Raw genomic sequence first — 23,894 nt, 5'->3', positions numbered from 1 at the left:
TTAAACAGAGAGGGGCCACCCTTTATTATCAGCCGGAAACCAGATGCGTATCAGGCGTCTTCCGGCAGAACATCAGCCGGAAGATTTTGATAGCTGACCGGGCGCAGGAAGCGACGGATGGAAAGCGTACCGACGCTGGTTGCACCGAAATTGGTGCTCGCCGGATAGGGGCCGCCATGCACCATGGCATCAACGACTTCCACGCCGGTCGGAAAACCGTTGGCCAGCACGCGGCCCGCCTTGCGTTCGAGCACCGGCAGAAGCTTGCGCGCAGCCTCCGCGTCGCCCGCATCCATATGCAGCGTTGCCGTGAGCTGGCCGTCAAAACCCTTGGCAAGACGCACCATATCATCTGTGGATTTGACGCGAACAACCACGCCCAGCGGACCAAATACTTCTTCACTCAGAGAGTCGTCTTCGAGGAAGGCATCGCCCGTCGTCTCATAAAGGTTTGGCGAGGCTTCACGGCCTTTGCTTTCGGTGGTCAGGATCGGCTTGACCGAATTGCGGCTGTCGAAATGCGCCTTGCCATCCTGATAGGCTTTGGCGATCCCGTCGGTCAGCATGGTCTGCGGGCCGACCTTCTCAAGCGCATCACGCGTCGAGGCGACAAAATTATCCGCATCGGCCCCGTCAATCACGACGGCGATTCCGGGATTGGTGCAGAACTGGCCCGCGCCCATGGCAAGCGAACCGGCCCAGCCCTCGCCAAGCGAAGCGGCGCGCGCCTTGAGGGCTTCGGGCAGCATGAACATCGGATTGACCGATCCAAGCTCGCCAAAGAAAGGAATCGGCTCCGGACGCCGGGCGCAGAGATCGAACAAGGCGCGTCCGCCACCAAGCGAACCGGTAAAACCGACTGCCTTGATCAATGGATGGGTTACGAGCGCTTCGCCGACCTTGCGATCGCCGCCCTGAATGAGACTGAACACTCCCTTGGGCATTCCGGTCTTCTCGATCGCCGCCAGAATGGCATCTGCAACGATCTCTCCGGTCCCCGGATGGGCGGAGTGCCCCTTGACGACGACGGGGCAACCCGCAGCAAGCGCTGCTGCGGTATCGCCGCCTGCGGTCGAGAAAGCCAGCGGGAAATTGGAAGCGCCAAATACGGCCACCGGGCCAATCGGGCGCTGGATCATGCGGATTTCAGGACGTGGCGCAGGCTTGCGGTCTGGCAAAGCCACATCGACACGGTGATCGAGATATTCACCCTTGCGAATATGCTCGGCAAAAAGCCGCAACTGGCCGGTCGTGCGTCCGCGCTCGCCTTCGAGGCGTCCGGCGGGCAATCCGCTTTCCTGCGTGCCGATTTCAGTAATGGCGGCAGCGCGCGCTTCGATTTCGTCAGCGATTGCTTCCAGAAACGCGGCGCGCTCTTCACGCGAAGTATAGCCATAAGTCCAGAATGCCTCTTCCGCGGCCTCGCAGGCGCGGGCCACATGCTCAGGCGTACCAACGGCAAACGCATATGACGGCCCCGTCGCAGGTGAGGATGCAAATCTATCCGCGCCCGCAACCCATTCACCGGCAATCAGATGGCTTCCATGGGGTTTCCAGCTCATTATATTTCCTTTCTGTCTGCGATAATCATCGCATTGCGATCTGTATTTCGACATCCGCAGGATGTGCCGCATTCCGCACGTTTAACCGCCTCGATGCGTTAACTAAAGGGGTAAATTGCCTCAACTAGCGGTTTCCCCTCGCCCCCGACCTGCGCCGTGCGCAAATCCGCGCCTTCCGGCCTGTCCTTTTCATGCCCCGAAGCGGTATCATACGAATATATCCCGACATCTTGTCAGTAAAATTTTTACCGTCATCATTCCGAATCCGCATTAACCCTATCCGATGAATGCTAATCGGGTTAAGCTGGTGCAATTCCGGCAAAGGCGCACGGCGCACTTGCACCGCACGATGCGGCAAAGACATCACGATGTGCAAAGACATGGAGAGGGTCTGCCATTTCCGCTCTGACAGGAACCGCCCTCTGCACGAGCCTGACTTGAATGGAGACAGAATGATGAAGACATCACTGATCATGGCCGGCCTCCTTGTCGGTATGGGCGTCATAAGCAGCGCCAACGCCGCTGACGTTGTCGTCAGTTCGAAGATCGACACCGAAGGGGGCGTATTGGGCAACGTCATTCTTCAGGTTCTTAAAGCCAATGATATTCCCGTCGCCGACAAGATACAGCTTGGCGCCACGCCCATCGTGCGCGAGGCAATCATTCAGGGACAGATCGATATTTACCCCGAATATACGGGCAATGCGGCGTTCTTCTTCAACAAGGCGGAATTGCCGGTCTGGAACAAGCCCGAAGAAGGCTATGAGGAGGCTAAAAAGCTCGACTACGACGCCAACAAGATTGTATGGCTGACGCCGGCAAATGCCAATAATACCTGGGCCATAGCCCTGCGCAAGGATCTGGCGGAAGCGAACGATCTCAAGACATTGTCGGAATTCGGCAAATATATTGCCGATGGCGGCGAGATAAAACTTGCAGCCTCGTCCGAATTCGTGACCTCTCCTACCGCTCTCCCCGCCTTCCAGACCGCCTACGCATTCACCCTGAAACCGGATCAGCTCATTACTCTTTCGGGCGGTGATACGGCCGCAACCATTGCAGCCGCAGCCCAACAGACTTCCGGCGCCAATGCCGCGATGGTCTATGGTACGGATGGCGGCATCGCGCCAGCAGGGCTTCTCGTCATGGAGGACGACAAGGGCGTGCAGCCCGTCTATTTGCCCACCCCGATCATTCGCGAAGCAGTGCTCAAGGAATATCCTCAAATCGAGGAACTGTTAAAACCCGTTTTCGAGTCCTTCGATCTCGCAACCCTTCAGGAATTGAATGGCCGGGTGCAGGTGGGCGGCGAACCGGCGGCGGATGTCGCACGCGATTATCTGACCGGCAAGGGCTTCATCAAATAGAGCATTTCCAGCAAAAGCGTGAAATGGTTTTGCGTCCGGATAATGCGTAAACACAAATAGATAGAGCGGTTCCGACGATTCCGTTCAAGCAGAAGCGCTGGAAATCCTTCATCCCGGTGAAGAGGAGTTTCATGCAATCACCAGCAGACCATGCCGCAGCTTTTCCCGCGCGTTTTCGCATTGACCGGCTTGGACTGGTCATTGCGCTTATCGTGGTTCTGGCCCTGACCCTGCAACCCTTCGCGCTCGTGCGCCCCAATCGCATTGCAGCGGCGGAACCTGTTTTCGTCGCCAGCGCGCTTGCCTTCTGGCAATCGCTCGTGGTGATCGGGCTGGCACTCGCATCCGCGCTTATGATGGCGCTGCGCACGGCCTTGCTGTCGCGCCTGGCAATATTGTGCCTGACCCTGCTGGCCCTTGCCGTCGCAATCGGTGCAAGCGCAAACTACCTCACACCTGCCGAAAGCAATTACACGCGCGTTTCACCGGGCGGCTGTTTCTGGCTGTTATTTCTGGCGCTCGCGCTGGCCATAGGCGACACTTTCGTTCGCTTGCAGCTAAAGCCGATAACGCGGCTGGCGGTGCTTGCATTGTTTCTCATTGCGCTGGCTATATTTCTTTATAGCGGCATGTGGAACGAACTCTCCCTGCTTAAGGAATATGCGTCCCATCGCGGGCCGTTCCTGAATGCTCTGGGCACCCATGCGCTTCTCGCTGGCGGTTCGCTCATTGCGGCCTTCATCATCGCCATGCCGATTGGCGTCCTGATCCATCGCGTCAAAGGATTGCGCGACGCGGTGCTCTCCGTTTTCAACGTCATCCAGACCATTCCGTCCATGGCGCTGTTTGGCATGCTGATTGCGCCACTTGCCTGGGTGGCGGCCAATTTTCCCGGTGCGGCGGCGCTGGGCATTGCCGGTATCGGCCCTGCTCCAGCCTTCATCGCACTGGTCGCCTATGCTCTCCTGCCCCTCGCCCTTGCAAGCGTAACGGGCCTCGACAGCGTGCCTGCAACGGTAATCGATGCGGCAAAGGGCGTCGGCATGACCCGGCTTCAACGGCTTTTCTCGGTCGAACTGCCGCTTGCCTTTCCCATAATCCTCACCGGTATCCGTGTGGTGCTCGTGCAGAATATCGGGCTTGCGGTGATTGCAGGCTTGGTTGGGGGCGGCGGTTTGGGCATTTTCGTCTTTCAGGGCATCAGCCAGACGGCAACCGATCTCGTGCTGCTGGGCGCATTGCCGACCGTCGCCATGGCCTTTGTGGCTGCAATTCTTCTTGATGCGCTTATCGAAATCAGCCGCGTGCCGATAAATCCGGAGCGAACTTCATGATCGAGATTACCAATATAACCCGCGTCTTTGGCGCACAGGCTGCCGTCGATAATGTTTCACTTACGGTCGGCGCAGGCGATGTGGCCGTGATCGTGGGCACGTCGGGTTCAGGCAAGACCACCTTGCTGCGCATGATCAATCGTCTGGTCGAGCCGACATCCGGCACCATTCGCATCAATGGACAGGACAACCGTGAACTGCCCCCGCATATTCTTCGGCGCGGCATCGGCTATGCCATTCAGGGGCATGGGCTTTTTCCGCACCGCACCATCGCCGAAAACATCGCCACCGTCCCCGTGCTGCTTGGCTGGGACAAGGCGCGGATTTCGGCCCGCGTCGATGAACTCCTGTCGCTGTTCCGTCTTGATCCCGCCCGCTATCGCGAGCGCATGCCGCATGAGCTTTCCGGCGGCGAAAAGCAGCGCATCGGCGTGGCGCGCGCACTTGCCTCCAACCCGCAAATCCTGTTGATGGACGAGCCTTTCGGCGCCCTTGATCCCATCATACGCGACAAGGCGCAGGAAGATCTGATGGCAATCCAGAAACATTATGGCACGACGATCGTGCTGGTGACGCATGATATGGAAGAAGCCATCCGTCTGGGTTCCCGGATCGCGGTGATGGATAAGGGTGAATTGCTGCAATATGCCGCTCCTGAGCGCATCATTACCCATCCTGCCACGGATTTCGTCCGCGCGCTGCTGGGCGGCGGCGGGGACCGCGTGTTTCGCCTGCTTGCGCTGAAAACGGTCAACGAGCTGCTTGAAGCAGGCCCTGCGGATGGCGAGCCGGTGGCAAGTTCCAGTTCCCTGCGCGAAGCGCTGGGTACGAGCCTGTGGAGCGGCCGCGCCACCCTGCCGGTAAGCCGTGACGGTGAGATCGTCGGGCATATCAGCCGCGCTGCAATTGAAGAACACGCCCGCAAGGCGGCATCATGAAGGCAGGCACGATTGCAAAAATCGCCTTGCTTGCGCTTCTTTGCGTATTTCTGTTCGAGCCCCAGCTCTTCAAAGCTGTGCTTGCGCCTTATACGCGCAACAACGCACCGGCGATCTATACGCAAAACTCCCTGCTGCAGCTGACGATCAATCATCTCGCGCTCGTCGGCGCCGCAACGCTGACTGCAACGCTCATTGCCGTCACACTCGGCATCCTGACAACCCGTCCGGGCGGGCGCGAATTCCTGCCGCTTTCGCGCGCCATCGCCAATATCGGGCAGACATTCCCGCCCGTCGCGGTCCTTGCCATCGCGGTGCCGGTCTTCGGCTTTGGCCCTGTGCCGACCTTCATCGCCCTGCTGCTTTATGGATTGCTGCCAATTTTTGAAAATACGCTGACCGGACTGACGGAGCTTGACGCATCGGTGGTCGATGCTGGGCGCGGCATGGGCATGACCGAGCGGCAACTGCTTTTGAAGATCGAATTGCCGTTGGCCCTGCCGGTCATCCTTTCGGGCATCAGATTGAGCACGATTATCTCGCTTGCGACCGCGACCATCGGCTCGACCGTGGCCGCCAGCACGCTTGGCGAGGTGATCGTCGCTGGTCTGCTATCGGGCAATACCGCCTTCGTCCTGCAAGGCGGCCTTGTCGTTGCGGCCCTTGCCATCCTGATCAACAGCGCATTCGTCCTTGGCGAAGAAAGGCTGCGGGCCAGAACCGCCTGATCGGGTGAAGCCGCTCAGGCTTCCTCGATAACCCGCACGCTTTGCCCGCCTCCAATCCCCACGAGCTGCGTGGGCGGCGGCACCTGATGCACGTCATGCGTGCCGAAACTTTGCGGGTAGAAGCGATAGCCTTCCGGCGGCAGCGGCGGCACGCTGTCATCCACCAGCTTTCCGCCCGCCAGTTCCGTCATCGGATCGGGAATGGCGCTGATCAGCCGCCGCGTATAAGGGTGGGTGGGATTGGAAAAAATCCGGTCCCACGGCCCTGTTTCGACGATCTGCCCGAAATACATCACCGCAACGCGGTCGCTCATATGTTCGACGACGCTCAGATCGTGGCTGATCATGATATAAGAAAGGCCCAGCCGTTCTTTCAGTTCCAGAAGCAGGTTGATGATCTGTGCCCGGATCGAAACATCGAGCGCCGATACCGGCTCATCGAGCACGATCACTTTGGGATTAAGCAGGAGGGCGCGCGCAATACCGATACGCTGGCGCTGACCACCGGAAAACTCGTGCGGAAAGCGCTTTGCCTGCTCTGGCTTCAGGCCGACGAGTTTCAGGATTTCTTCCAGACGCCCGTCGATTTCGCTGCGGTTCGTCACGCCGTGAAGACGCAAGGGGGCGGCCAGGGAGGTGTATACCGTCTGGCGCGGATTGAGCGAGGCAAACGGATCCTGAAATACCATTTGCGCCATTTTTGCGCGTTCCAGCCGGGAAGGCTCTCCCTTTCCCGAGATCGGCTTGCCCTCGAAATAGATTTGCCCGCTCGTCGGCTTTTGCAGGCCGACGATCGAAAGCGCCAATGTGGACTTGCCGCAGCCCGATTCACCCACGACCGACAGGCATTCTCCCTTGTTCAGCGTCAGGCTGAGATTGTTGACCGCCCGCAGCAATTGCCTTGACCGGTTGAACACCCCGCCGCCCACTGGAAAATAGACGCACAGATCATCAATGCGGACCAGCGGCTCGGCAAGGGCTGCGGAATAGCTCGCTCTGTCAATCATGGTGATAACACCTCACGAAACCGGCATCCGCCAGCGGCGTCTGGCCCGGCGGGCTCTCCCGGCATATTTGAGTTGCGCGCACGCAGCGCGGTTCAAACCGGCATCCCTTTGGAAAGGCGGAAATGGAAGGCACCACGCCTTCGATCTCCTGCAAACGCCGCTGGCCCTCGCTTTGGCGCGAGCCAAGCTGCGGTAGCGAGGCGAGAAGCCCTTCGGCATAGGGATGCGAGGGGCTGTGAAACAAATCCGCCGTCGCACGTTCTTCCACCAGATGCCCCGCATACATGACCCCGACACGGCGGCACATTTTGGCGATCACCCCCAGATCGTGGCTGATCATCAGAACCGACGTGCCGCGCGCGCTGCATAATTCCTGCATCAGCCGCAGGATTTCCGCCTGCACCGTCACATCAAGCGCCGTGGTCGGCTCATCGGCGATCAAAAGATCGGGATTGCAGGCCAGTGCGATGGCGATCATGACACGCTGGCGCATGCCTCCCGACATCTGATGCGGATAATTCTTCACCCGCTGATCGGGGGCCGGAACCTGCACGCTTGCCAGAGCTTCAACGGCCTTGCGCTCCGCCTCATGCCAGGTTGCGCCCTTATGCAGCACAAACATCTCCGCGATCTGCCGCCCCACCGGCGAGAGCGGATTAAGCGCCGTCATGGGCTCCTGAAAAATCATGGCGATGCGATCGCCCCGCAGCTTGCGCATTTCGCGCGCGGATGCGGAGCGCAAATCCTGCCCCTTGAAGCGGATGGCGCCGCCAGTGACTGCCAGCGGCTTGCGCAGCAGGCCGATCATCGAAAGTGCTGTGATGCTCTTGCCGCAGCCCGATTCCCCCACCAGGCCGAAAGTCTCGCCCCGACGAATCGTGAAAGAGACATCTTCCACCACATTATAGCTTTGACTGCCTGAAACGATGTCGAGGCGGAGGTTTTCCACCTCCAGAAGCACGTTTTCACTCATATCTTGCGCGTCCTCATATGCGGGTCGAGCCAGTCGCGCAGGCCGTCTCCGAAAAGATTAAGCCCAAGCACGGTGAGGAAAATGGCAATACCGGGGAAAATTGCCGCCCATGGCGCATTGACGATCAATTCGCGCGCATCAGTCAGCATATTGCCCCAGCTCGGATTTGGCGGACTGATCCCCAGACCAAGATAAGACAGCGCCGCTTCGGCAAGGATCGCATCCCCCATGCCAAGCGTCCCGATGACAAGGATCGGGCCGACCATATTGGGCAGGATCTGCGTGATCATGATGCGAATATCACTATAGCCAAGCGTCTTGGCCGCCTGCACATAGCCCTGCTTTTTCAGCGACAGGGTAGAACTGCGCGCAATGCGGCAGGTCCAGGACCAGTTGGTCAGTCCGAGTGCTATCAGCAGGCTCGGCAAGCCGGGGCCAAGCACCGCCATGATGGCGAGCGCAAAAATCAACGAGGGAATAGCCAGCATCAGATTGGTGAGGCCGTTGACGAAATCATCCCACCAGCCGCCGAAATATCCCGCTGAAATACCAAAGCAAAGCCCGATGACCGTATTGATACATTGGGAGACGACCCCGACGGTCAAGGATACCCGCGCACCATAGAGAATGCGCGTAAACACATCGCGCCCCTGCGCATCGGTGCCAAACCAGAATTCGGCGTCGGGGGGCAGTTCGGCATTCATCAGGTTTGCGCCCATGATCGGCTCATAAGGGGTAAGCAGGGGCGCAAAGATCGCGCCCAGCACCATGATGATGCAGATGGCTCCGCCGAAGACGAAATTAAACCGCAGATTCATGAGCTTACTCGTGGCTTATGCGCGGATCGATGACCGCGTAAAGAATATCGACGATTGTATTGATGGTCAGAAACCATAATACGATCACGAGGATTGCTCCCTGCACCACCGGAATATCGCGCAGTGAAACACTGTCGATAAGAAGCGAACCAAGTCCCGGCCAGGAGAAGAGCTTCTCCACCACCACCGCCTGCCCCATCATCGAACCGAACTGAAGGCCGATTGTCGTAATGATCAGCACCAGCGCATTGCGTCCGACATGCCATTTGACGAGCCGGAAATTGCTCATGCCCTTGGAGCGCGCGGTGCGGATGAAATCGGCATTCATCACTTCAAGAACCGCGGCGCGTGTCGTGCGGGCGAGCAGCGCCAGCGGGGCCACGCCCAATGTCATGGCGGGAAGGATGATATTGCGCAGACCACCATCGCCATAGCCGAAACTGGGCAGCCAGCCGAGCGTCAGCGCAAACAGGTACATGGCGAGCAGGCCGAGCCAGAATTGCGGCAGCGACAGGCCCGAAACCGCCCCGATCATCGTCACGCTGTCGAGAATGCTTCCGGGCTTGAGCGCAGCGATGAAGCCCAGCGGCACACCGATGAGAATAGCGAAACCCATGGCGGCGAAAGCCAGCTTGAGCGTCGGCCACATGCGCTCCTGAATGAGCGTTATAACCGGCTGGCGCGAGCGATAGGACGTTCCAAGATCAAACTGGGCGAGCTGCACGAGATAATTGCCGAAGCGCACATGCACCGGCTTGTCCAGCCCGAATTCCTGCTTGATTTTTTCAACCGCCCTGGGGTCGTTCATACCCTTGCCGCCAGCGAGAAGCCCGGACGCGATACTGCCCGGCACAACGCTGAAAATGACGAATATGAGCAAAGACACCGCAATGATGGTCGGTATCATCTGCAATACGCGCCGCACGATAAAATAAAGCACACGGTCCTCCTTCCGTATCAGCGCTCAAGGCGCTGGAGCAAAGGGGATCAGTGGCCCGCCCGGATATTATCCAGAGCGGGCCGATCCTGTTCGTCCGCGATCAGCGACCGGACGGCACCGTGTCATCCACCCACAATTTTTCGTAGGACTGGATGGCAAGCTCGGCAGAGTTTGGCTGAAGACCATGCAGCCAGGGCTGATAGGCCATGACGGCCTTGTTGTAGTTGAAGAACCAGATCGGCGCCTCTTCCTGCAACAGATTATTGGCCTTGCGCAGAAGTTCGTTCTTCTCTTCTTCGCTCGCTGCGACCTTCGCATCATTGATCAGCTTGTCGAAATTTGCATTGGCAAATTTCTGATAGTTACAGGAAGATTGCGGCGTCTCGGAATGGAAGCACTGAAGCGAGGTCAGCGGATCGGGCCCGCTTTCAAGCGACCACATATAGGCCTGGAAATTGCCAGCCGGCACGACTTCAGAAAGAACAGAAGCTTCCACCGGCTTCGCCTTGACCTTGATGCCGACCTTATCGAGCATCGGAATGATCGCTTCGACAATCGTCAGGCCCCAGCTTTCATTCTGCGTTGCCGTCAGTTCGAACTCGAAACCATCCGGGTATCCAGCTTCGGCAAGCAGGGCCTTGGCTTTTTCCGGATCATAAGGATAGGGCTTCGCGTCCTTGTCAAAGGCAGGCGACGAAGCGGGCAGATAGCCTACGGCGCGATAGGCCTTGTCCTTGACCAGCCGCTTGATGATCAGATCGCTATCGATTGCGTAATTGATTGCCTGCCGGACGCGCTTGTCCTTGAACGGCTCATGATCGGGATTGAAGCCGACAAGGCGCGTATAGACCTCAGCCACTTCCAGCAGGTTCTTCGACAGTTCCGGATCCTGCTGATAGGCGACATATTGCGCCGATCCCAACACCGCCACGTCGATTTCCTTGTTGCGGAAGGCCACGTCGCGCGCCGCCGCATCGCCCATGATCATGATATTGATCTTGTCGGCATGAGGCTGGCCATCGCCGTAATATTTGTCCCATTTTTCGACCGTAAGGCGCGAGCCGGGAATATATTCGGCAAATTTATAAGGCCCAAGCCCGATGGGATGGCGCAGGAATTCCTCACTATCGCCCTCACCGTCGGGATAGATCGCCGTATTGTTGCGCATGAAAAGGAAGCTGGGATCGACCGGCTGCTTGAGGGTTATTTCAAGCGTGTGATCATCGATCTTCCTGAGGCCGGAAATCTCGGTGGCCTTTCCTTGCGAATATTCATCGGCCCCCTTGATTTCCGCGATATAGCGAGCCGGAGGAAAAGCCTTCTTGGGGTCCATCATCCTTGTATAGCTCCAGATGATGTCATCGGCTGTAAGCTGCTTGTCGTTATGGAAATAGGCGTCTTCACGAAGCTTGTAGGTATAGGTGAGCTTGTCGTCCGAAACGCTCACTTCCGTTGCAAGTCCAAGGACCGGCGTATTTTCATCGGCATCCCAGTCATAGAGCGTGCGATGAATTGCCTTGGCGTGAAATTCGTCCTGCGTGGCGGGTGAAGCATGAATATCAAGCGACGAAAAGCTGTCGCCATAAGGCGCGACAAAATTCACCACCCCGCCGGAACGCGGCTCCTCGGCAGCATAAGCTGCGGTCCCCGCCATCAGCACGGCGGATAAAGCTGCCATCAATGCGAATTTTTTCATTTCTTTCCCCTTCAAGATTGTTGCTCTGGCAAGATTATTGTTCTGGTTTTCCGGCACCGTCTATCCGGGCGGCACAGCAAGATGCCAGGCCGCCCGGCTGCCCCCCGGCTTATCTGCGCTCGAACACGACTTCGCCGCCGCGAATGGTGAGCATGCATTGTGTATCGTTGAGGATTTCCTCCGGCTTCGCGGTGAGCATATTGCGCGAGAAAACCGCAATATCCGCCAACTGCCCCGGCACCAGCCTCCCCTTCACATTCTCAAGCTTCTGCGAGAATGCACCATATTCAGTATAGACCTGCAAGGCTTCCTCGATAGAAACGCACTCATTGGCGTCCATTACCGTTCCCTTGCCGGTTTCACGCGTCAGCATGGAATAGATATTCGGATAGGGATTGGGATGGCAAACCGGTGAATCGCTGCCCGTCGCAGGCTTGAACCCCAGATCTTTCCACGTTTTCAGCGGGTAGCTGGAAAGCGCTCTCTCCTCGCCAAGAACTGAAATATAGGCATCGCCGAAATCATAGATGAAGACCTGCTGCGGACATGGATAAATGCCTGCCTCGCGCATGCGTTCATGCTGCTGCGGCGTGGAAAAACCGCAATGTTCGATACGGTGACGCCGATCAGCGTCCGGATGTGCGGCCAGCGCCTTTTCGTAAGCGGTGATCAGTTGTTCGATGGCCCCGTCGCCGATGGCATGGCAGGCAAACTGATAGCCCTTGGCGTGCCAATCAAGAACCAGTGCTTCCAGCTCCGCATCAGGCAATATCTGAACACCGGTATTATCATCATCGCCCAGATAGGGCTTGCTCATCCATGCGGTGCGCCCGCCTGCCGATCCATCGAGAAAAATCTTGACCGCGCCGATAGTGACCATGTCATCGCCGACGCCGGAAACAAGGCCGGTCTCGTAGCATTGCTCCACAATGGATTTGCCCGGATCACCGAGCAGGACCAGCCATGAGCGCACCGGCAGGCGCTTATGCAGCCTGGCAAGATTATAGGCGCGAATCTCGTCAAAGCCCGCAACCTGCCCGACGGCAGCATCCATAACGCTCGTAATGCCATAAGATAGCAGCAGATTGCCTGCGGCCTCGATGGCGTCGATCATCTGCCCGGTCGTGGGATCCGGAATGGCGGCCCGTACCAGACCTTGCGCGTTTTCCGCAACCATGCCGGTCAGCTTGCCGTCCTTCTTCTCGATCAGCCCCCCTTCAGGCACAGGCGTATTCTCATCCACTCCCGCAAGACGGAAGGCGGCAGAATTGAAGATCGCCACATGCCCGCAGGCGCGAACCAGCATAACGGGATGGTCAGGGGTGGCCGCATCCAGCTCTTCCTTGAGAGGATGACGCCCAATGTCGAGTTTCGTCTGGTCATAGCCGCGCGCCATGATCCATGCGCCGGGCGCTGTTTCTGCGGCCTTGCTGCGAATGGCATCAAGAAGGCTGTCAAGCGTGGGGGCTGCGTGCGGCGTCGCATCGATCCAGTCAAGCGTCAGCCCCAGCGAGATAAGATGCAGATGCGCATCATTGAGACCGGGCGTCGCAAAGCCGCCCTCAAGATCGATAAGGCGCGTATCTGCGCCTTTGAAAGCCATGATTTCCGATTGGTTTCCTGTCGCCAGAACCTTGTCCTGCCATATGGCCAATGCCTCGACAGTCCCTTCCTGATAACCACACCAGATTGTGCCATTGAACAAGATGGTATCGGCGTGTAATTCCGGCCTTGCAGGCATGCAGTCATTTCCTCCCAGAAACATCGACTCACAGTTTTTATAAAGGAAAACACGCGGATAGTTGCGGCGATCTCCCTATGGATTTCGCCTTCGCCGGAAATTCGGTCCGCCCTGGATATATCAGCTGCCGCTCCCGCACTGTTCCCCGATTTTGTTTTTCCTTTGTTGTTGGGAACTGTTCCATTGAATGTTTGAACAAGCAATATGTTGAACTGACAAGTCTGCCTTATATTTTTGTTCATAATGACGACAATCTATGCAGTTTGCCGATATGGCATGATTGCCGATCCCTCGGATCGCCGAGCATATTTTATTTCGCTCTTTTGCATGTTGTGTTGGCTATGAACGGAACGCAAAAGCCGCACAGGCATTAGGCCCCTACGAAAGTGAGGCCTGTCATGAAAAAGATAATTCTGATTGCAACCACAGCCTTCTTTACCCTGCCTTGCGCAGCCTTCGCGCAGGATAGGGTCATCATCGAGGTGCCCAGAACCGTTCAGGACTATGTCATCGCCCATCCCGCCGATCCGGTCATCATCGATGATGATATTGGCGAGGGCTATATCCTGCCTGAAGCTGTCACCGTCATCCCCATCCCCGATGATCCTGATTTCGGATATATCTATGTCGACGGAAAGCCGGTGATCGTTTCCATGCAGAATAGACGGGTGGTCTATTACAGCGAAGGCCCCGATGCCGGACCCTTAATTCCAGATGATGTCGTCACCTATATAGAAACCAATCCCTCGCCGCCGGTGATATATGAGGATGAGCTGGTCGAGGGGGCGATCCTGCCCGATGACATCCCGCTCGAAATCATACCCGACGAGCCGACCTACTCCTATATTTATGTGGACGGCAGGCCGGCGCTTGTCGAAAGCGGCACCCGCCGCATCCTGTGGGTCAGATAGAGTGTTGCGCCCGTCGGACCGGCGGGCGCAAACCGCTGCGCAACTATTTAAGTACGATCAATATCCCGGCGCAAGACGAAAGCAGTCGTCAGGTCTTCCACCGTCTCATGCTCTGCGAGCAGATCGCGCACGCGATTGAGATTGTCGATGGTCGACGTTTCCAGTTCCACGATCAGGTCAAGCTGGCCGCTCACCGAAGAAACGCGCCTCACCTCGGCCTGCCGCGCCAGTATATCGAGAAGCTCCAGAGCGGGTGTCCGCTTGAGGCTTACAAGCAATATCGCGCGGATAATATTGGTATCGATTTCACCAATATCGGCACGATAGCCCCTGATGATTCCGCTTTTTTCCAGATTGGTCACGCGCTGGCTGGCGGCACTGCGCGAAAGCCCGATACGCCCTGCAAGCGCCTTGAGGGCGATACGCCCGTCCTTGGAAAGGATCGCCAGGATTTCACGGTCTTTTGCATCAAGTTTTTGCATATGGTTTCCCTGGGCGTCCGACCGGCAATATGCCGGTCCATTCCGGCATAATGACGGTTGAGCCGATATTATGCTTGATGCCTCAAAACGAGAACCATGCCAAGTTTCCGTCATGTAATTCCCTACGGAAAATATGACCATGACCGATCTTTCTCATCGCTCCCCGTCTCACTGCGTCGCAGAAGCTGAAAAACTGGCCCAGGACCTTTTCGGCATCACGGCGAAAGCCACCCTGCTCGACAGCGAGAGGGATCGCAATTTCCGGCTCGATGTGGATGGCACGCCCCGATGGGTTCTCAAGATCGTCAATTCGAGCGAACCCCGTATTGAAAGCGAATTCCAGACGGCCTTGCTACGCCATCTTGCGCAAGCAAATGACGATTTGCCGGTTCCCCATCTAAAGGCCGCAATTTCGGGGAATTTCCTTGCCTGCGCCACCACAACAGACGGCGAGCAGCACGCCATACGTCTGGTCCAATGGCTGCCGGGCACTCCGCTTGCCAGGGCTGAGCGTGGCTTCGGCCTGATGCGCAATCTCGGCCGCTCGCTCGGCAGGCTCGATCAGGCGCTCAAGGGTTTTATTCATCCGGGCGCGCTTCGCGATATTGACTGGGATATTCGCCATGCAGGACGGGCGCGTTCACGACTGCATTTCATACAGGATATGGAAAAAAGAGCGCTTCTTGAGCGTTTTCTCGACCGCTTTGACGCGCATGTCGCACCAAAGCTGCCCTTTTTGCGCGCGCAGGTCATTCATAATGACGCCAATGACTGGAATATACTGATCGACCCCGAAGAACCGGAGCATATTGCCGGGGTGATCGATTTCGGTGATGCGGTCCATACGCTGCTGATCGCGGAAGTCGCGATTGCCTGTGCCTATTCCATTCTCGATACAAAAGACCCGATCGGTGCTGCGGCGGCGCTCGCTGCGGGTTTTCATGAAAGCTACCCGTTGCAGGCCGAAGAAATCGACATTCTTTTCGACCTCATCGCCATGCGACTGGTGACCAGTGTTACCATTTCGGCGTCACGACACGACAAGACCGGCGACAATCCCTATCTGGCGATAAGCGAGGCTCCGGCATGGCGACTATTGCAAAAAATGGACGCGATGAATCCACGCTTCGCCACCGCCATTATCCGCAAGGCCTGCGGCTTCGATGCGGTCGAGGGAGCTTCCGCCATTCGCGGCTGGCTGGATGAAAACCGCAAGGGTTTTGCATCTATCGTGCGCCCTGCGGCGGCGACATTGACCAAGGCCATCGTTCCTTACGGAGACGCAACCCATGAAATGACCATCGCCTCGGCGGAGGAACGGGCGGAGGAGGCAACCCGATGGTGGGATGATTTCTGCAAGACCAACAATATCGAACTCGGTGTCGGTCCATGGGGAGAAAAGCGCACCGTCTATACGGACAAGGCTTTCGAATCGCGCTTCATGGAAGGCGTACGGCGGATACATCACCTTGGCGTTGATCTTTTCATGCCAGCGGGTACGCCCCTTTATACGCCGCTGGATGCAACGGTCAGAAGTGTTGAAATAGAACCCGATCCGCTTGGCTATGGCGGACTGATCGCGCTCGAACACAGGCCGCAAGACTGCCCCGCCTTTATCACTTTGTGGGGACACATGGCGCATGAGGCGCTGTCCCGGCTCAAGCCCGGACAAGAACTTGCAGCAGGCGATCTCGTCGGCTATATGGGTGACATTCATGAGAATGGCGGCTGGACCCCACATCTTCATTTCCAGATTTCAACGGATACGGCCCTGAGTGCAACCGAGATTCTCGGCGTCGGAGAGGCCCATTATCTGGACGTCTGGGCCGATATTTTCCCTGACGCATCGATGCTGGCCGGAATTCCGCCGGAGACCTATCGCCAGAGCGGCCATACGCGCAGCGAAATCATCAGCAAGCGCAAGGAAATATTGCTGCCCAACCTGTCGATTTCCTATTCCGAGCCGATCAAGTTCGTGCGCGGCGATGGCGTATGGCTGATCGACAATTACGGGCGCGCCTATCTGGATTGCTTCAACAATGTCTGCCATCTGGGCCACGTCCATCCCGATGTGGTCGAGGCCATTGCACGCCAGTCGGCGCTGCTCAATACCAATACGCGCTATCTGCATGACAATATCATTGATTATGCCGAGCGGCTGACCGCAACCCTGCCAGACGGCCTGTGCGTTGCATCCTTCGCCTGTTCAGGGAGTGAAGCAAACAGTCTCATGCTGCGCATGGCGCGCAATCATACCGGGCGCAGCGATGCCATTGTTCTTGACTGGGCCTATCATGGCACAACGCAGGAACTTATCGATCTAAGCCCATATAAATACAAAAGAAAAGGCGGAAAAGGACGTCCCGATCACGTCTATGAAGCAGCCATTGCGGACAGCTATCGCGCGCCCGAGGACTGGCCGTTGCAAGAACATGGAAAACGCTTTGCGCAAAGCGTTGCCGAACAGATTGAAACCATGCGCAAGCAGGGACGTGCGCCAGCTCTTTTCCTTGCGGAATCCATTCCAAGCGTTGCCGGACAGGTTTTCCTGCCGCAAGGCTATCTGGAAGAAGTCTATGCGATGGTGCGCGCTGAAGGCGGACTGTGCGTTGCAGACGAAGTACAGGTGGGCTTTGGCCGTATCGGCAGCCATTGGTGGGCGTTCGAAATGCAGAACGTGGTTCCCGACATCGTGACCATGGGCAAGCCGATCGGTAACGGACACCCCATGTCGGCGGTGGTAACGACGCGCGAAGTAGCCGAAAGCTTCAACAATGGCATGGAATATTTCAACACCTTCGGCGGCAATCCCGTTTCCTGTGCGGCGGGGCTGGCGGTATTGAATGCCATCGAACGCGACAAGCTGCGTGAAAACGCGCTTGAAACCGGCAATTATCTGATCAACGGTTTCAAAAAGATGCAGGAACGGTTCGATATTATCGGCGATGTGCGCGGACAGGGGCTGTTTCTCGGCATTGAACTGGTGACGGATCGCAAGACCAAAGCACCCGCAACCGCGCTTGCAAAAGCGATCAATGACGGCGCGCGTGAGCGTGGTATATTGATGGGAACCGAAGGGCCTTTCGACAATGTGCTGAAAATGCGCCCTTCAATGATCTTCAGCAAGGCGAATGCGGATCATCTGCTCGATGTTCTCGGTGACAGTTTTGAAGCCGCATTGAAATAAGCATTTCCAGCAAAAGTGCAAAGCGCCTTCGCAAGGAAATCAGTTCACTGGACTGATTTCTTTCCTTGCTCCGATGCGTCGGATAATGCGACAAGCAAAGATGAGCATTTCCAGCAAAACTGCGAAGCGGTTTTGCGACCGGATAATGCGTCAAAACAAATAGATAGAGCGGTTCCGATGTTCTTGTTTAAACAGGAACCGCTCTAATTGGCAGGGGAAGGTGCGGAAAGCGCGCCGCGAAGCAGCAGGATTTTGCCGCCTTCGAGAATATCCTTGCGGATGGCGCTGCGCGCTGCGGTTCCGTCCGCATTCCTTACGGCTTCTATGACCGTATAGTGATGTTCGACCATCGTGCGCCCGCCTTCCTTGTAGCCGGAAGAAATCAGCGGTCCCATCTGCAGCCAAAGATTTTCAAGCAATTCTCGAAGAATGGGCATGTTGCCGATTTCGCTTAAAGCGAAATGGAAGCGCTGGTTCATGCGCAGGCATTGCTGATAATCGCCTGCCGCCAGCGCCTCCTCGTTCTCCTGTAACAAGGCTTCAAGAAAGGCTATATCCTGCGTCGATGCATGGATCGCCGCCTGTTCAGCCGCCAGCCCCTCAAGCTCCATTCGAATGGCGCGAATCTCCAGATAGCGCGCCCTTTCGATCACCGGTACGCGAATATCGCGCGGACTCTGGAAAAGCAGCCCGCCATTATTGACCAGACGCAGGACCGCATCGCGCACCGGTGTGACGCTCACACCCATCTGATCGGCAAGTTCACGGATTTTCAGCCTGCTGCCGGGAGACAAGGCTCCCGACATCAGGGAATTTGCAAGCTGGTTGTAAACGTCGACGGCGAGCCCGATTTTATCTCTGCCTGATCCAGTCAACAAAATTGCCTCCTCAATCAGATATACCCGTCAGCCTGCCTGCAATTCGCTCAGGAAAGCTTCCAGGCAATCGCCTATCACGGTTATCTGGTAGCCGCCTTCCTGAACGACGACGACGGGTATACCAGCCGATGCCACCGCCTTTCCGGCTGCGCCGAAAGCTTCCGTCGTCACTTTGACGAGACTTAGCGGATCCTCGACGTGGGTGTCATAGCCCAGCGCCAGCACCAGTGCTTCGGTGCCATGGGCCTTGACGGCCTCGACACCGCGCTCGACACCGGCAAGGAACGCCTCGTTGCCGCTATGCGGAGCCAATGGAATGTTCAGATTGAACCCTTCCCCCTCGCCATAGCCGGTTTCATGCGGACGGCCCGTGAAGAACGGATTGTAGTAGTCGGTATCGACATGCACCGAAACCGTCATCACATCCTTGCGGCGATAGAAAATCTCCTGCGTCCCGTCGCCGTGATGGGCGTCAATATCCAGAACCGCCACTTTGCCGAACTTGCTGCGAAGGCGCTGGGCGGCAATCGCGGAATTGTTCATATAGCAAAAGCCGGTCGCCCGATCCGCGCGGCAGTGATGGCCTGACGGGCGGCACAAGGCATAGGCGATTTTCTCGCCCGCAATCACCGCATCGGCTGCTGCCGTAGCGGTATGTGTCGAACGCAAGGCGGACTGATAGGTGAATTCGCTGATCGGCACGGCAAGATCGCCAAGATAATAGCCGGTCTGCGCCAGCAATTGATCCGTCGGGCATGGCGGGCGGCTATCCTTCGACGGATCGCCATTCCAATAAGGAAACGTATTGGGCAGGACTTCAGGTCCATGTGAAGGCAATTCGAGCCAGCGCTGATAGGCCGTTTCGAGATAGTCGAGATAGTGGACCGGGTGAATCGCCTCCGCCGGCGCACGCCCGAAATCGGGCGGCGTTTCGACATTGACGCCAAGACGCGCCAAGGCGCCCAGCAGCTTTTCGGTGCGAACCGGAATATCGGTCGGATCGGCAAGAACTCCGTAACGCATGAATTGCTGCGGGGAATGAAGCGCCTGATCGGGATGATAGAATGCGCGCATGGCCTGATCCTCAATTGAACTCGACGTTATTATTGTGGTTATTATTACGCATTTGCGGCCTGCGCGGCTGCGGTTATCTGGCTGAGACGTGTATCTGGCGTGATATATTCAACATCATAACGCAGTTCGATCAAAGCCGGGCGCTGGTTTTTCCCGGCATAATCACGCGCACGCTGGAAGGCTGCGGCAAAATCCTCGGTCTTTTCCACGACCTCTCCCGACACGCCATAGCTGCGCGCCAAAGCGGCAAAATCGGGATTTTCCAGATCAAGCGCGAATGACCGCGCCGGATATTCCCGCTCCTGATGCGCGCGGATGGTGCCCCATGCCTGATTGTTGCACACCAGAATGACGATCCCGAGCCTCTGCTGAACGGCAGTGCCGATCTCCTGCATGGTCATCTGGAAACAGCCGTCACCGGCAAAGGCGATTGTCTCGCGCTCCGGGAAAGCCAGTTTCGCAGCGATTGCCGCTGGCAATCCATAGCCCATCGACCCGCAGATCGGTGAAGCCTGCGTTCCCAGATGGGAAAATTGCATGAAACGGTGCGGAAACAGGGCGAAATTGCCAGCACCCACCGAAACGAACGTGTCTTCGGGCAGGACATCGGCCATATGCAGGCATATGCGCGACATATCCAGAGCTGAATCGCAATCAGGAGCAATGCGCGAGCGCTGATAATCCGCATTGGCCGCTTTCGCCAGCCCCGCCCAGCGAACCGGCGCAGCCGGACGCATTTGCGCCAGTGCGCCCGCGATCCCCACCGGATCGGCATTGATCGCAAGGGCCGGACGATAGACGCGTCCAAGCTCGTTGCCATCAGGATGGATATGAACCAGCGTCTGGCGCGGCAGCGGGCTTTCCACCAGCTTGTAGCCTTCGGTGGTGGGTTCATCCAGACGCGAGCAGACTGAAATCAGCAGATCGGCCTTGGCGATGCGCTCGGCCAGCGCGCGATCGGTGCCATAACCGACATGGCCTGCAAAATTCGGATGCCGGTTGTCGAAAACCTCATGACGTCGCCATGAAACGCCAACCGGCAGATCGAAGCGCTCGGCGAAAGCGGCGAGATCGGCGCGCGCGGAATCCGTCCAGCCGGTGCCGCCTGCAATCACGAAGGGGCGTTCGGCCTTGGCCAGCAATTCTTCCAGCCGGGCAATTTCACCGGCATGCGGACGCGGATGGGCGCGCTCGAATGGCGCAACATCGGCAACAGCCGCATTGCCCCACAGCGTATCTTCCGGCAAAGCGAGAACCACAGGCCCCGGACGCCCGCTGCGGCATTCCGCAAAAGCGCGGGCCACGAATTCCGGAATACGGTCGGTACGGTCGATCTGGGCCACCCATTTGGCGACCGGGCCGAACATCTGGCGATAATCGACTTCCTGAAAACAGGCGCGCTCCGTCGTATCGGAGCCGATCTGGCCCACGAACAGGATCATCGGCGTGCCGTCCTGACGCGCCACATGCAGACCGATGGAGGCATTGGTCGCGCCGGGGCCGCGGGTAACGAAACAAACACCCGGCTTGCCCGACAGCTTGCCATAGGCTTCAGCCGCATAGGCCGCGCCGCCTTCCTGACGGCAGGTGACGGTGCGGATGCGCTGCTGGCGGGTGCTGAGCGCATCGATGCAGGGAAGGAAGCTTTCACCGGGAACCATGAACACGGTATCCACCCCGTGCAGTTCGAGCTGGCGAACGAGAATCTCGCCGCCGCCGGCTTCGGCAATATTGGTGCTGGCGTTGACATTGGCAGTCGACATTATCGTGCTTCCTCGTAAATTCCCTTGATGACTTGCTGTGGATCCCAGTCCTGCCCCGGAATGGCTGCGATCAGGCGCTGGGTATATTCGTGCTGGGGCTTCTCGAAAATTTGCGCGGGCGGCCCCATCTCGACCACTTCGCCCCGGCGCATGACGGCAACCCTGTCGCAAATCTGCGCTGCAACGCGCAGATCATGTGTAATGAAGATCATTCCGATTTGCAGTTGCTCCTGAATTTCCTTCAAAAGCCGCAACACCTGCTCCTGCACCGAAACGTCGAGCGCGGAAACGCTTTCATCCGCAATCAGGATTTCCGGGTCCAGCATGAGCGCGCGGGCAATGCCGACACGCTGGCGCTGACCACCGGAAAATTCATGCGGAAAGCGCTCATAGGCGGATTTGTCCAGTCCGACGCGGGCCAGAAGCTCTTCCGCCCGCCGCTTGGCCGTATCGAGCGATGCGCCATTGGCCAGCGGACCGTCGATCAGAATGCGGCCAATGGTCTGTCGCGGATTGAGAGAGGCGAAAGGATCCTGAAAGATCATCTGGATCTTGCGCCGCATCGGACGGAAGGCCGAAGGCGACAGCGAGGCAATATCCTTGCCGCGATACAGAATCTCACCATCATCATGGGGCGTCAGCTTCATGATGACGCGGCCAAGGGTCGATTTTCCAGAGCCGGATTCCCCGACCACACCCAAGGTCTCGCCCTGATGCAGATTGAGACTGATATTCTGAACCGCTGGCACCACACGCTGCCTGGAGAAAAGGCCCCCTTTGCTGCGATAGGTCTTGTTGAGATTGCGCACTTCAAGCAGGATTTCGCGCGAGCTTTCGGCTTTTTCAGCCAGTTGATCCCCGCTTTTGCGGTGAGGAACAGCAGCGATCAGCCTGCGCGTATAAGGATGCTTTGGCGCATTGAGCACTTCCCTGGCAGGACCGGCCTCGACCACCAGCCCCTTTTCCATGACGACGACGCGATCGGCAATATCGGCGACGACGCCAAAATCATGCGTGACAAAAATCACGCCCATGCCCTTGGCGCGCTGGATGCGCCTGATGAGTTCGAGTATCTGTGCCTGTGTCGTCACGTCGAGAGCAGTGGTCGGCTCATCAGCGATCAGGACAGACGGCTCAAGCGCAAGCGCCATGGCGATCACCACACGTTGGCGCTGTCCACCCGACAGGCGGAACGGATAGGAATTCCTCAGCGTTGCGGGATCGGGCAGACCAACATATTCCAGAAGTTCCAGAACACGCTTCGAGCGTGCGGCGGCATTGGTTTCACCATGAACCAGCATCACCTCGTCGATCTGCTCGCCCACCGTCATCAGCGGGTTGAGCGCGGACAAAGGCTCCTGAAAGATCATCGCGACATCACGGCCACGCAGCTCGCGCAGGGTTTCCTCGGACTGCGTGAGCAGGTCCTTGCCCCGATATTCTATCCGGCCCTCGCTCGGCGTCAGATAGGAAGGCAGCAGCCCCATGATGGCGTTTGCGGTCATGGACTTACCCGAGCCGGACTCGCCCACGACGCAAAGAATCTCATTTGCATGCAGGTCGTATGTAATGTCCCTGATCGCATATTCGCGGTCGAAACCGGCAGGAAGCGCAACGGAAACGCCCTTTACGCTCAAAAGCGGTGAATTGACGGTGCTCATTGTTTTCTCCCGCGCAGATGCGGATTCATCAGGTCGTTGATGCCTTCGCCGATCAGGTTGATCGCCAGCACCGAAAGCAGGATCGCAAGGCCGGGGAAGAAGCTCATCCACCAGGCTTCACGCAGCATGGTGCGTGCGGCCCCGATCATGAAACCCCAGCTCATCATGTTGCGGTCGCCCAGTCCAAGAAACGACAGGGCGCTTTCCGTCAGAATTGCAGTTGCGACCATCAGCGACGCGGTAACGATAATGGGCGAAATGGCATTCGGCAGCACCTGTGTGAGGATGATGCGCGGCGCGCTCTGCCCGATGACGACAGCTGCCTGAACGAATTCGCGCTCCCGCAGGCTGAGAAACTCCGCCCGCACCAGCCGCGCCACGCCCGGCCATGACACGACGGCGATGGCAAGCGTGATCGACACGATGTTCGGACTGAAAATCGCAACCAGAACCACCGCCATAGCAAAGGCCGGGATGATCTGGAAAAATTCGGTGAAGCGCATCAGCAGATCATCGGCGCGCCCGCCAAAAAAGCCGGCCAGAGCACCGATGCTCACGCCAATCAGCACCGCAACCGCCGTTGAAACGACGCCGATCAGGAGCGAAACCTTTGCTCCATGGGCAATTCCCGCAGCAATGTCACGCCCCAGCATGTCGGTGCCAAGCAGATATTGCGGATTTTCCATCGGCCGCAGCAAAGGCATGGCGACCGTCCGCCACGGATTTCCGGGAAACAGGATGGGCGCAGTCAACGCCATGAGGATGATGAGGGTGAGAATGACAAGGCCGAAGACAGCCCCGTAATTCTGTGAGAATCGTTTCAGGTTTTTCATG

The 23,894-nt window shown here is 57.7% G+C and carries 19 protein-coding genes; 6 read left to right on the top strand and 13 right to left on the bottom strand.

Annotated features, from left to right (window positions below; all coding sequences use genetic code 11):
- Positions 1 to 50 precede the first annotated feature (50 nt).
- Positions 51 to 1,562: an aldehyde dehydrogenase (NADP(+)) gene (locus DKP76_RS05775; protein WP_109705494.1), complete on the bottom strand. Its 1,512-nt coding sequence runs from the start codon at positions 1,560 to 1,562 to the stop codon at positions 51 to 53.
- Positions 1,563 to 2,017: 455 nt separating this feature from the next.
- Here DKP76_RS05775 and osmF point away from each other — a divergent pair, with 455 nt between their 5' ends.
- From osmF to DKP76_RS05755, 4 genes are all read left to right on the top strand, one after another.
- Positions 2,018 to 2,929 (top strand): glycine betaine ABC transporter substrate-binding protein OsmF, encoded by a 912-nt coding sequence (osmF, locus tag DKP76_RS05770; protein WP_109705856.1) that lies wholly within the window; start codon positions 2,018 to 2,020, stop codon positions 2,927 to 2,929.
- Between the two features lie 131 nt (positions 2,930 to 3,060).
- Positions 3,061 to 4,263 (top strand): ABC transporter permease, encoded by a 1,203-nt coding sequence (locus DKP76_RS05765; protein WP_109705493.1) that lies wholly within the window; start codon positions 3,061 to 3,063, stop codon positions 4,261 to 4,263.
- Positions 4,260 to 5,201: an ABC transporter ATP-binding protein gene (locus tag DKP76_RS05760; RefSeq protein ID WP_109705492.1), complete on the top strand. Its 942-nt coding sequence runs from the start codon at positions 4,260 to 4,262 to the stop codon at positions 5,199 to 5,201. Before DKP76_RS05765 ends, DKP76_RS05760 begins: the two co-directional genes overlap by 4 nt.
- Entirely contained in the window at positions 5,198 to 5,929 is a 732-nt protein-coding gene (locus DKP76_RS05755; RefSeq protein WP_109705491.1) for an ABC transporter permease, read from the top strand. The genes DKP76_RS05760 and DKP76_RS05755 overlap by 4 nt, the downstream gene beginning before the upstream one ends.
- Before the next feature lie 14 nt (positions 5,930 to 5,943).
- On the opposite strand, the gene DKP76_RS05750 is transcribed toward DKP76_RS05755, so the two are convergent.
- From DKP76_RS05750 to DKP76_RS05725, 6 genes are all read right to left on the bottom strand, one after another.
- The gene (locus DKP76_RS05750) at positions 5,944 to 6,936 is read right to left on the bottom strand and encodes an ABC transporter ATP-binding protein (protein WP_109705490.1); all 993 of its coding nucleotides are present in this window, start codon (positions 6,934 to 6,936) and stop codon (positions 5,944 to 5,946) included.
- Positions 6,929 to 7,909 carry an ABC transporter ATP-binding protein gene (locus DKP76_RS05745; protein WP_109705489.1) on the bottom strand — a complete coding sequence of 327 codons (981 nt, stop codon included), beginning with the start codon at positions 7,907 to 7,909 and terminating at the stop codon, positions 6,929 to 6,931. Before DKP76_RS05745 ends, DKP76_RS05750 begins: the two co-directional genes overlap by 8 nt.
- A complete protein-coding gene (locus tag DKP76_RS05740) occupies positions 7,906 to 8,727 on the bottom strand; it encodes an ABC transporter permease (protein ID WP_109705488.1) in 822 nt (273 codons plus the stop codon). Before DKP76_RS05740 ends, DKP76_RS05745 begins: the two co-directional genes overlap by 4 nt.
- A gap of 4 nt (positions 8,728 to 8,731) precedes the next feature.
- Positions 8,732 to 9,667 (bottom strand): ABC transporter permease, encoded by a 936-nt coding sequence (locus DKP76_RS05735; protein WP_109705487.1) that lies wholly within the window; start codon positions 9,665 to 9,667, stop codon positions 8,732 to 8,734.
- A 100-nt stretch (positions 9,668 to 9,767) separates the two neighbouring features.
- Entirely contained in the window at positions 9,768 to 11,363 is a 1,596-nt protein-coding gene (locus DKP76_RS05730; RefSeq protein WP_109705486.1) for an ABC transporter substrate-binding protein, read from the bottom strand.
- 109 nt (positions 11,364 to 11,472) lie between these two features.
- A complete protein-coding gene (locus tag DKP76_RS05725; protein ID WP_109705485.1) occupies positions 11,473 to 13,104 on the bottom strand; it encodes an amidohydrolase in 1,632 nt (543 codons plus the stop codon).
- Between the two features lie 398 nt (positions 13,105 to 13,502).
- Here DKP76_RS05725 and DKP76_RS05720 point away from each other — a divergent pair, with 398 nt between their 5' ends.
- Positions 13,503 to 14,015, top strand: a complete 513-nt coding sequence (locus DKP76_RS05720) for a DUF1236 domain-containing protein (RefSeq protein ID WP_109705484.1) — start codon at positions 13,503 to 13,505, stop codon at positions 14,013 to 14,015.
- A gap of 47 nt (positions 14,016 to 14,062) precedes the next feature.
- Here DKP76_RS05720 and DKP76_RS05715 read toward each other — a convergent pair whose 3' ends face one another.
- Positions 14,063 to 14,497 carry an Lrp/AsnC family transcriptional regulator gene (locus tag DKP76_RS05715; protein ID WP_109705483.1) on the bottom strand — a complete coding sequence of 145 codons (435 nt, stop codon included), beginning with the start codon at positions 14,495 to 14,497 and terminating at the stop codon, positions 14,063 to 14,065.
- Positions 14,498 to 14,636: 139 nt separating this feature from the next.
- Between DKP76_RS05715 and DKP76_RS05710 the strand changes: the two genes are divergently transcribed.
- Positions 14,637 to 17,684 carry an aminotransferase class III-fold pyridoxal phosphate-dependent enzyme gene (locus DKP76_RS05710; RefSeq protein WP_109705855.1) on the top strand — a complete coding sequence of 1,016 codons (3,048 nt, stop codon included), beginning with the start codon at positions 14,637 to 14,639 and terminating at the stop codon, positions 17,682 to 17,684.
- A 203-nt stretch (positions 17,685 to 17,887) separates the two neighbouring features.
- Here the strand turns inward: DKP76_RS05710 and DKP76_RS05700 are convergent, their stop codons facing one another.
- Genes DKP76_RS05700 through DKP76_RS05680 form a run of 5 tightly spaced genes read right to left on the bottom strand, consistent with a single transcriptional unit; the run spans position 17,888 to position 23,893 of the window.
- Positions 17,888 to 18,559, bottom strand: a complete 672-nt coding sequence (locus DKP76_RS05700; protein ID WP_245410149.1) for a GntR family transcriptional regulator — start codon at positions 18,557 to 18,559, stop codon at positions 17,888 to 17,890.
- 30 nt (positions 18,560 to 18,589) lie between these two features.
- A complete protein-coding gene (locus DKP76_RS05695; RefSeq protein ID WP_109705481.1) occupies positions 18,590 to 19,636 on the bottom strand; it encodes a histone deacetylase family protein in 1,047 nt (348 codons plus the stop codon).
- Between the two features lie 44 nt (positions 19,637 to 19,680).
- Complete coding sequence (locus DKP76_RS05690) at positions 19,681 to 21,399, bottom strand: thiamine pyrophosphate-binding protein (RefSeq protein ID WP_109705480.1); 1,719 nt, start codon at positions 21,397 to 21,399, stop codon at positions 19,681 to 19,683.
- Positions 21,399 to 23,060 (bottom strand): ABC transporter ATP-binding protein, encoded by a 1,662-nt coding sequence (locus tag DKP76_RS05685; RefSeq protein WP_109705479.1) that lies wholly within the window; start codon positions 23,058 to 23,060, stop codon positions 21,399 to 21,401. The genes DKP76_RS05690 and DKP76_RS05685 overlap by 1 nt, the downstream gene beginning before the upstream one ends.
- Complete coding sequence (locus DKP76_RS05680) at positions 23,057 to 23,893, bottom strand: ABC transporter permease (protein ID WP_109705478.1); 837 nt, start codon at positions 23,891 to 23,893, stop codon at positions 23,057 to 23,059. Before DKP76_RS05680 ends, DKP76_RS05685 begins: the two co-directional genes overlap by 4 nt.
- Position 23,894 lies beyond the last annotated feature (1 nt).

Source organism: Falsochrobactrum shanghaiense (assembly GCF_003149535.1).
Classification (GTDB): Bacteria; Pseudomonadota; Alphaproteobacteria; order Rhizobiales; family Rhizobiaceae; genus Brucella; species Brucella shanghaiense.
The sequence above is the reverse complement of the archived record's forward strand: the minus strand, read 5'-3'. Positions and strand labels throughout refer to the sequence as shown.

Coding starts and splice junctions, on each gene's coding strand:
- DKP76_RS05695 (WP_109705481.1), bottom strand. CDS start 19,636: ATGCGCGCATTCTATCATCCCGATCAGGCGCTTCATTCCCCGCAGCAA.
- DKP76_RS05760 (WP_109705492.1), top strand. CDS start 4,260: ATGATCGAGATTACCAATATAACCCGCGTCTTTGGCGCACAGGCTGCC.
- DKP76_RS05710 (WP_109705855.1), top strand. CDS start 14,637: ATGACCGATCTTTCTCATCGCTCCCCGTCTCACTGCGTCGCAGAAGCT.
- DKP76_RS05775 (WP_109705494.1), bottom strand. CDS start 1,562: ATGAGCTGGAAACCCCATGGAAGCCATCTGATTGCCGGTGAATGGGTT.
- DKP76_RS05685 (WP_109705479.1), bottom strand. CDS start 23,060: ATGAGCACCGTCAATTCACCGCTTTTGAGCGTAAAGGGCGTTTCCGTT.
- DKP76_RS05755 (WP_109705491.1), top strand. CDS start 5,198: ATGAAGGCAGGCACGATTGCAAAAATCGCCTTGCTTGCGCTTCTTTGC.
- DKP76_RS05730 (WP_109705486.1), bottom strand. CDS start 11,363: ATGAAAAAATTCGCATTGATGGCAGCTTTATCCGCCGTGCTGATGGCG.
- DKP76_RS05750 (WP_109705490.1), bottom strand. CDS start 6,936: ATGATTGACAGAGCGAGCTATTCCGCAGCCCTTGCCGAGCCGCTGGTC.
- DKP76_RS05690 (WP_109705480.1), bottom strand. CDS start 21,399: ATGTCGACTGCCAATGTCAACGCCAGCACCAATATTGCCGAAGCCGGC.
- DKP76_RS05680 (WP_109705478.1), bottom strand. CDS start 23,893: ATGAAAAACCTGAAACGATTCTCACAGAATTACGGGGCTGTCTTCGGC.
- DKP76_RS05720 (WP_109705484.1), top strand. CDS start 13,503: ATGAAAAAGATAATTCTGATTGCAACCACAGCCTTCTTTACCCTGCCT.
- osmF (WP_109705856.1), top strand. CDS start 2,018: ATGAAGACATCACTGATCATGGCCGGCCTCCTTGTCGGTATGGGCGTC.
- DKP76_RS05765 (WP_109705493.1), top strand. CDS start 3,061: ATGCAATCACCAGCAGACCATGCCGCAGCTTTTCCCGCGCGTTTTCGC.
- DKP76_RS05725 (WP_109705485.1), bottom strand. CDS start 13,104: ATGCCTGCAAGGCCGGAATTACACGCCGATACCATCTTGTTCAATGGC.
- DKP76_RS05715 (WP_109705483.1), bottom strand. CDS start 14,497: ATGCAAAAACTTGATGCAAAAGACCGTGAAATCCTGGCGATCCTTTCC.
- DKP76_RS05745 (WP_109705489.1), bottom strand. CDS start 7,909: ATGAGTGAAAACGTGCTTCTGGAGGTGGAAAACCTCCGCCTCGACATC.
- DKP76_RS05740 (WP_109705488.1), bottom strand. CDS start 8,727: ATGAATCTGCGGTTTAATTTCGTCTTCGGCGGAGCCATCTGCATCATC.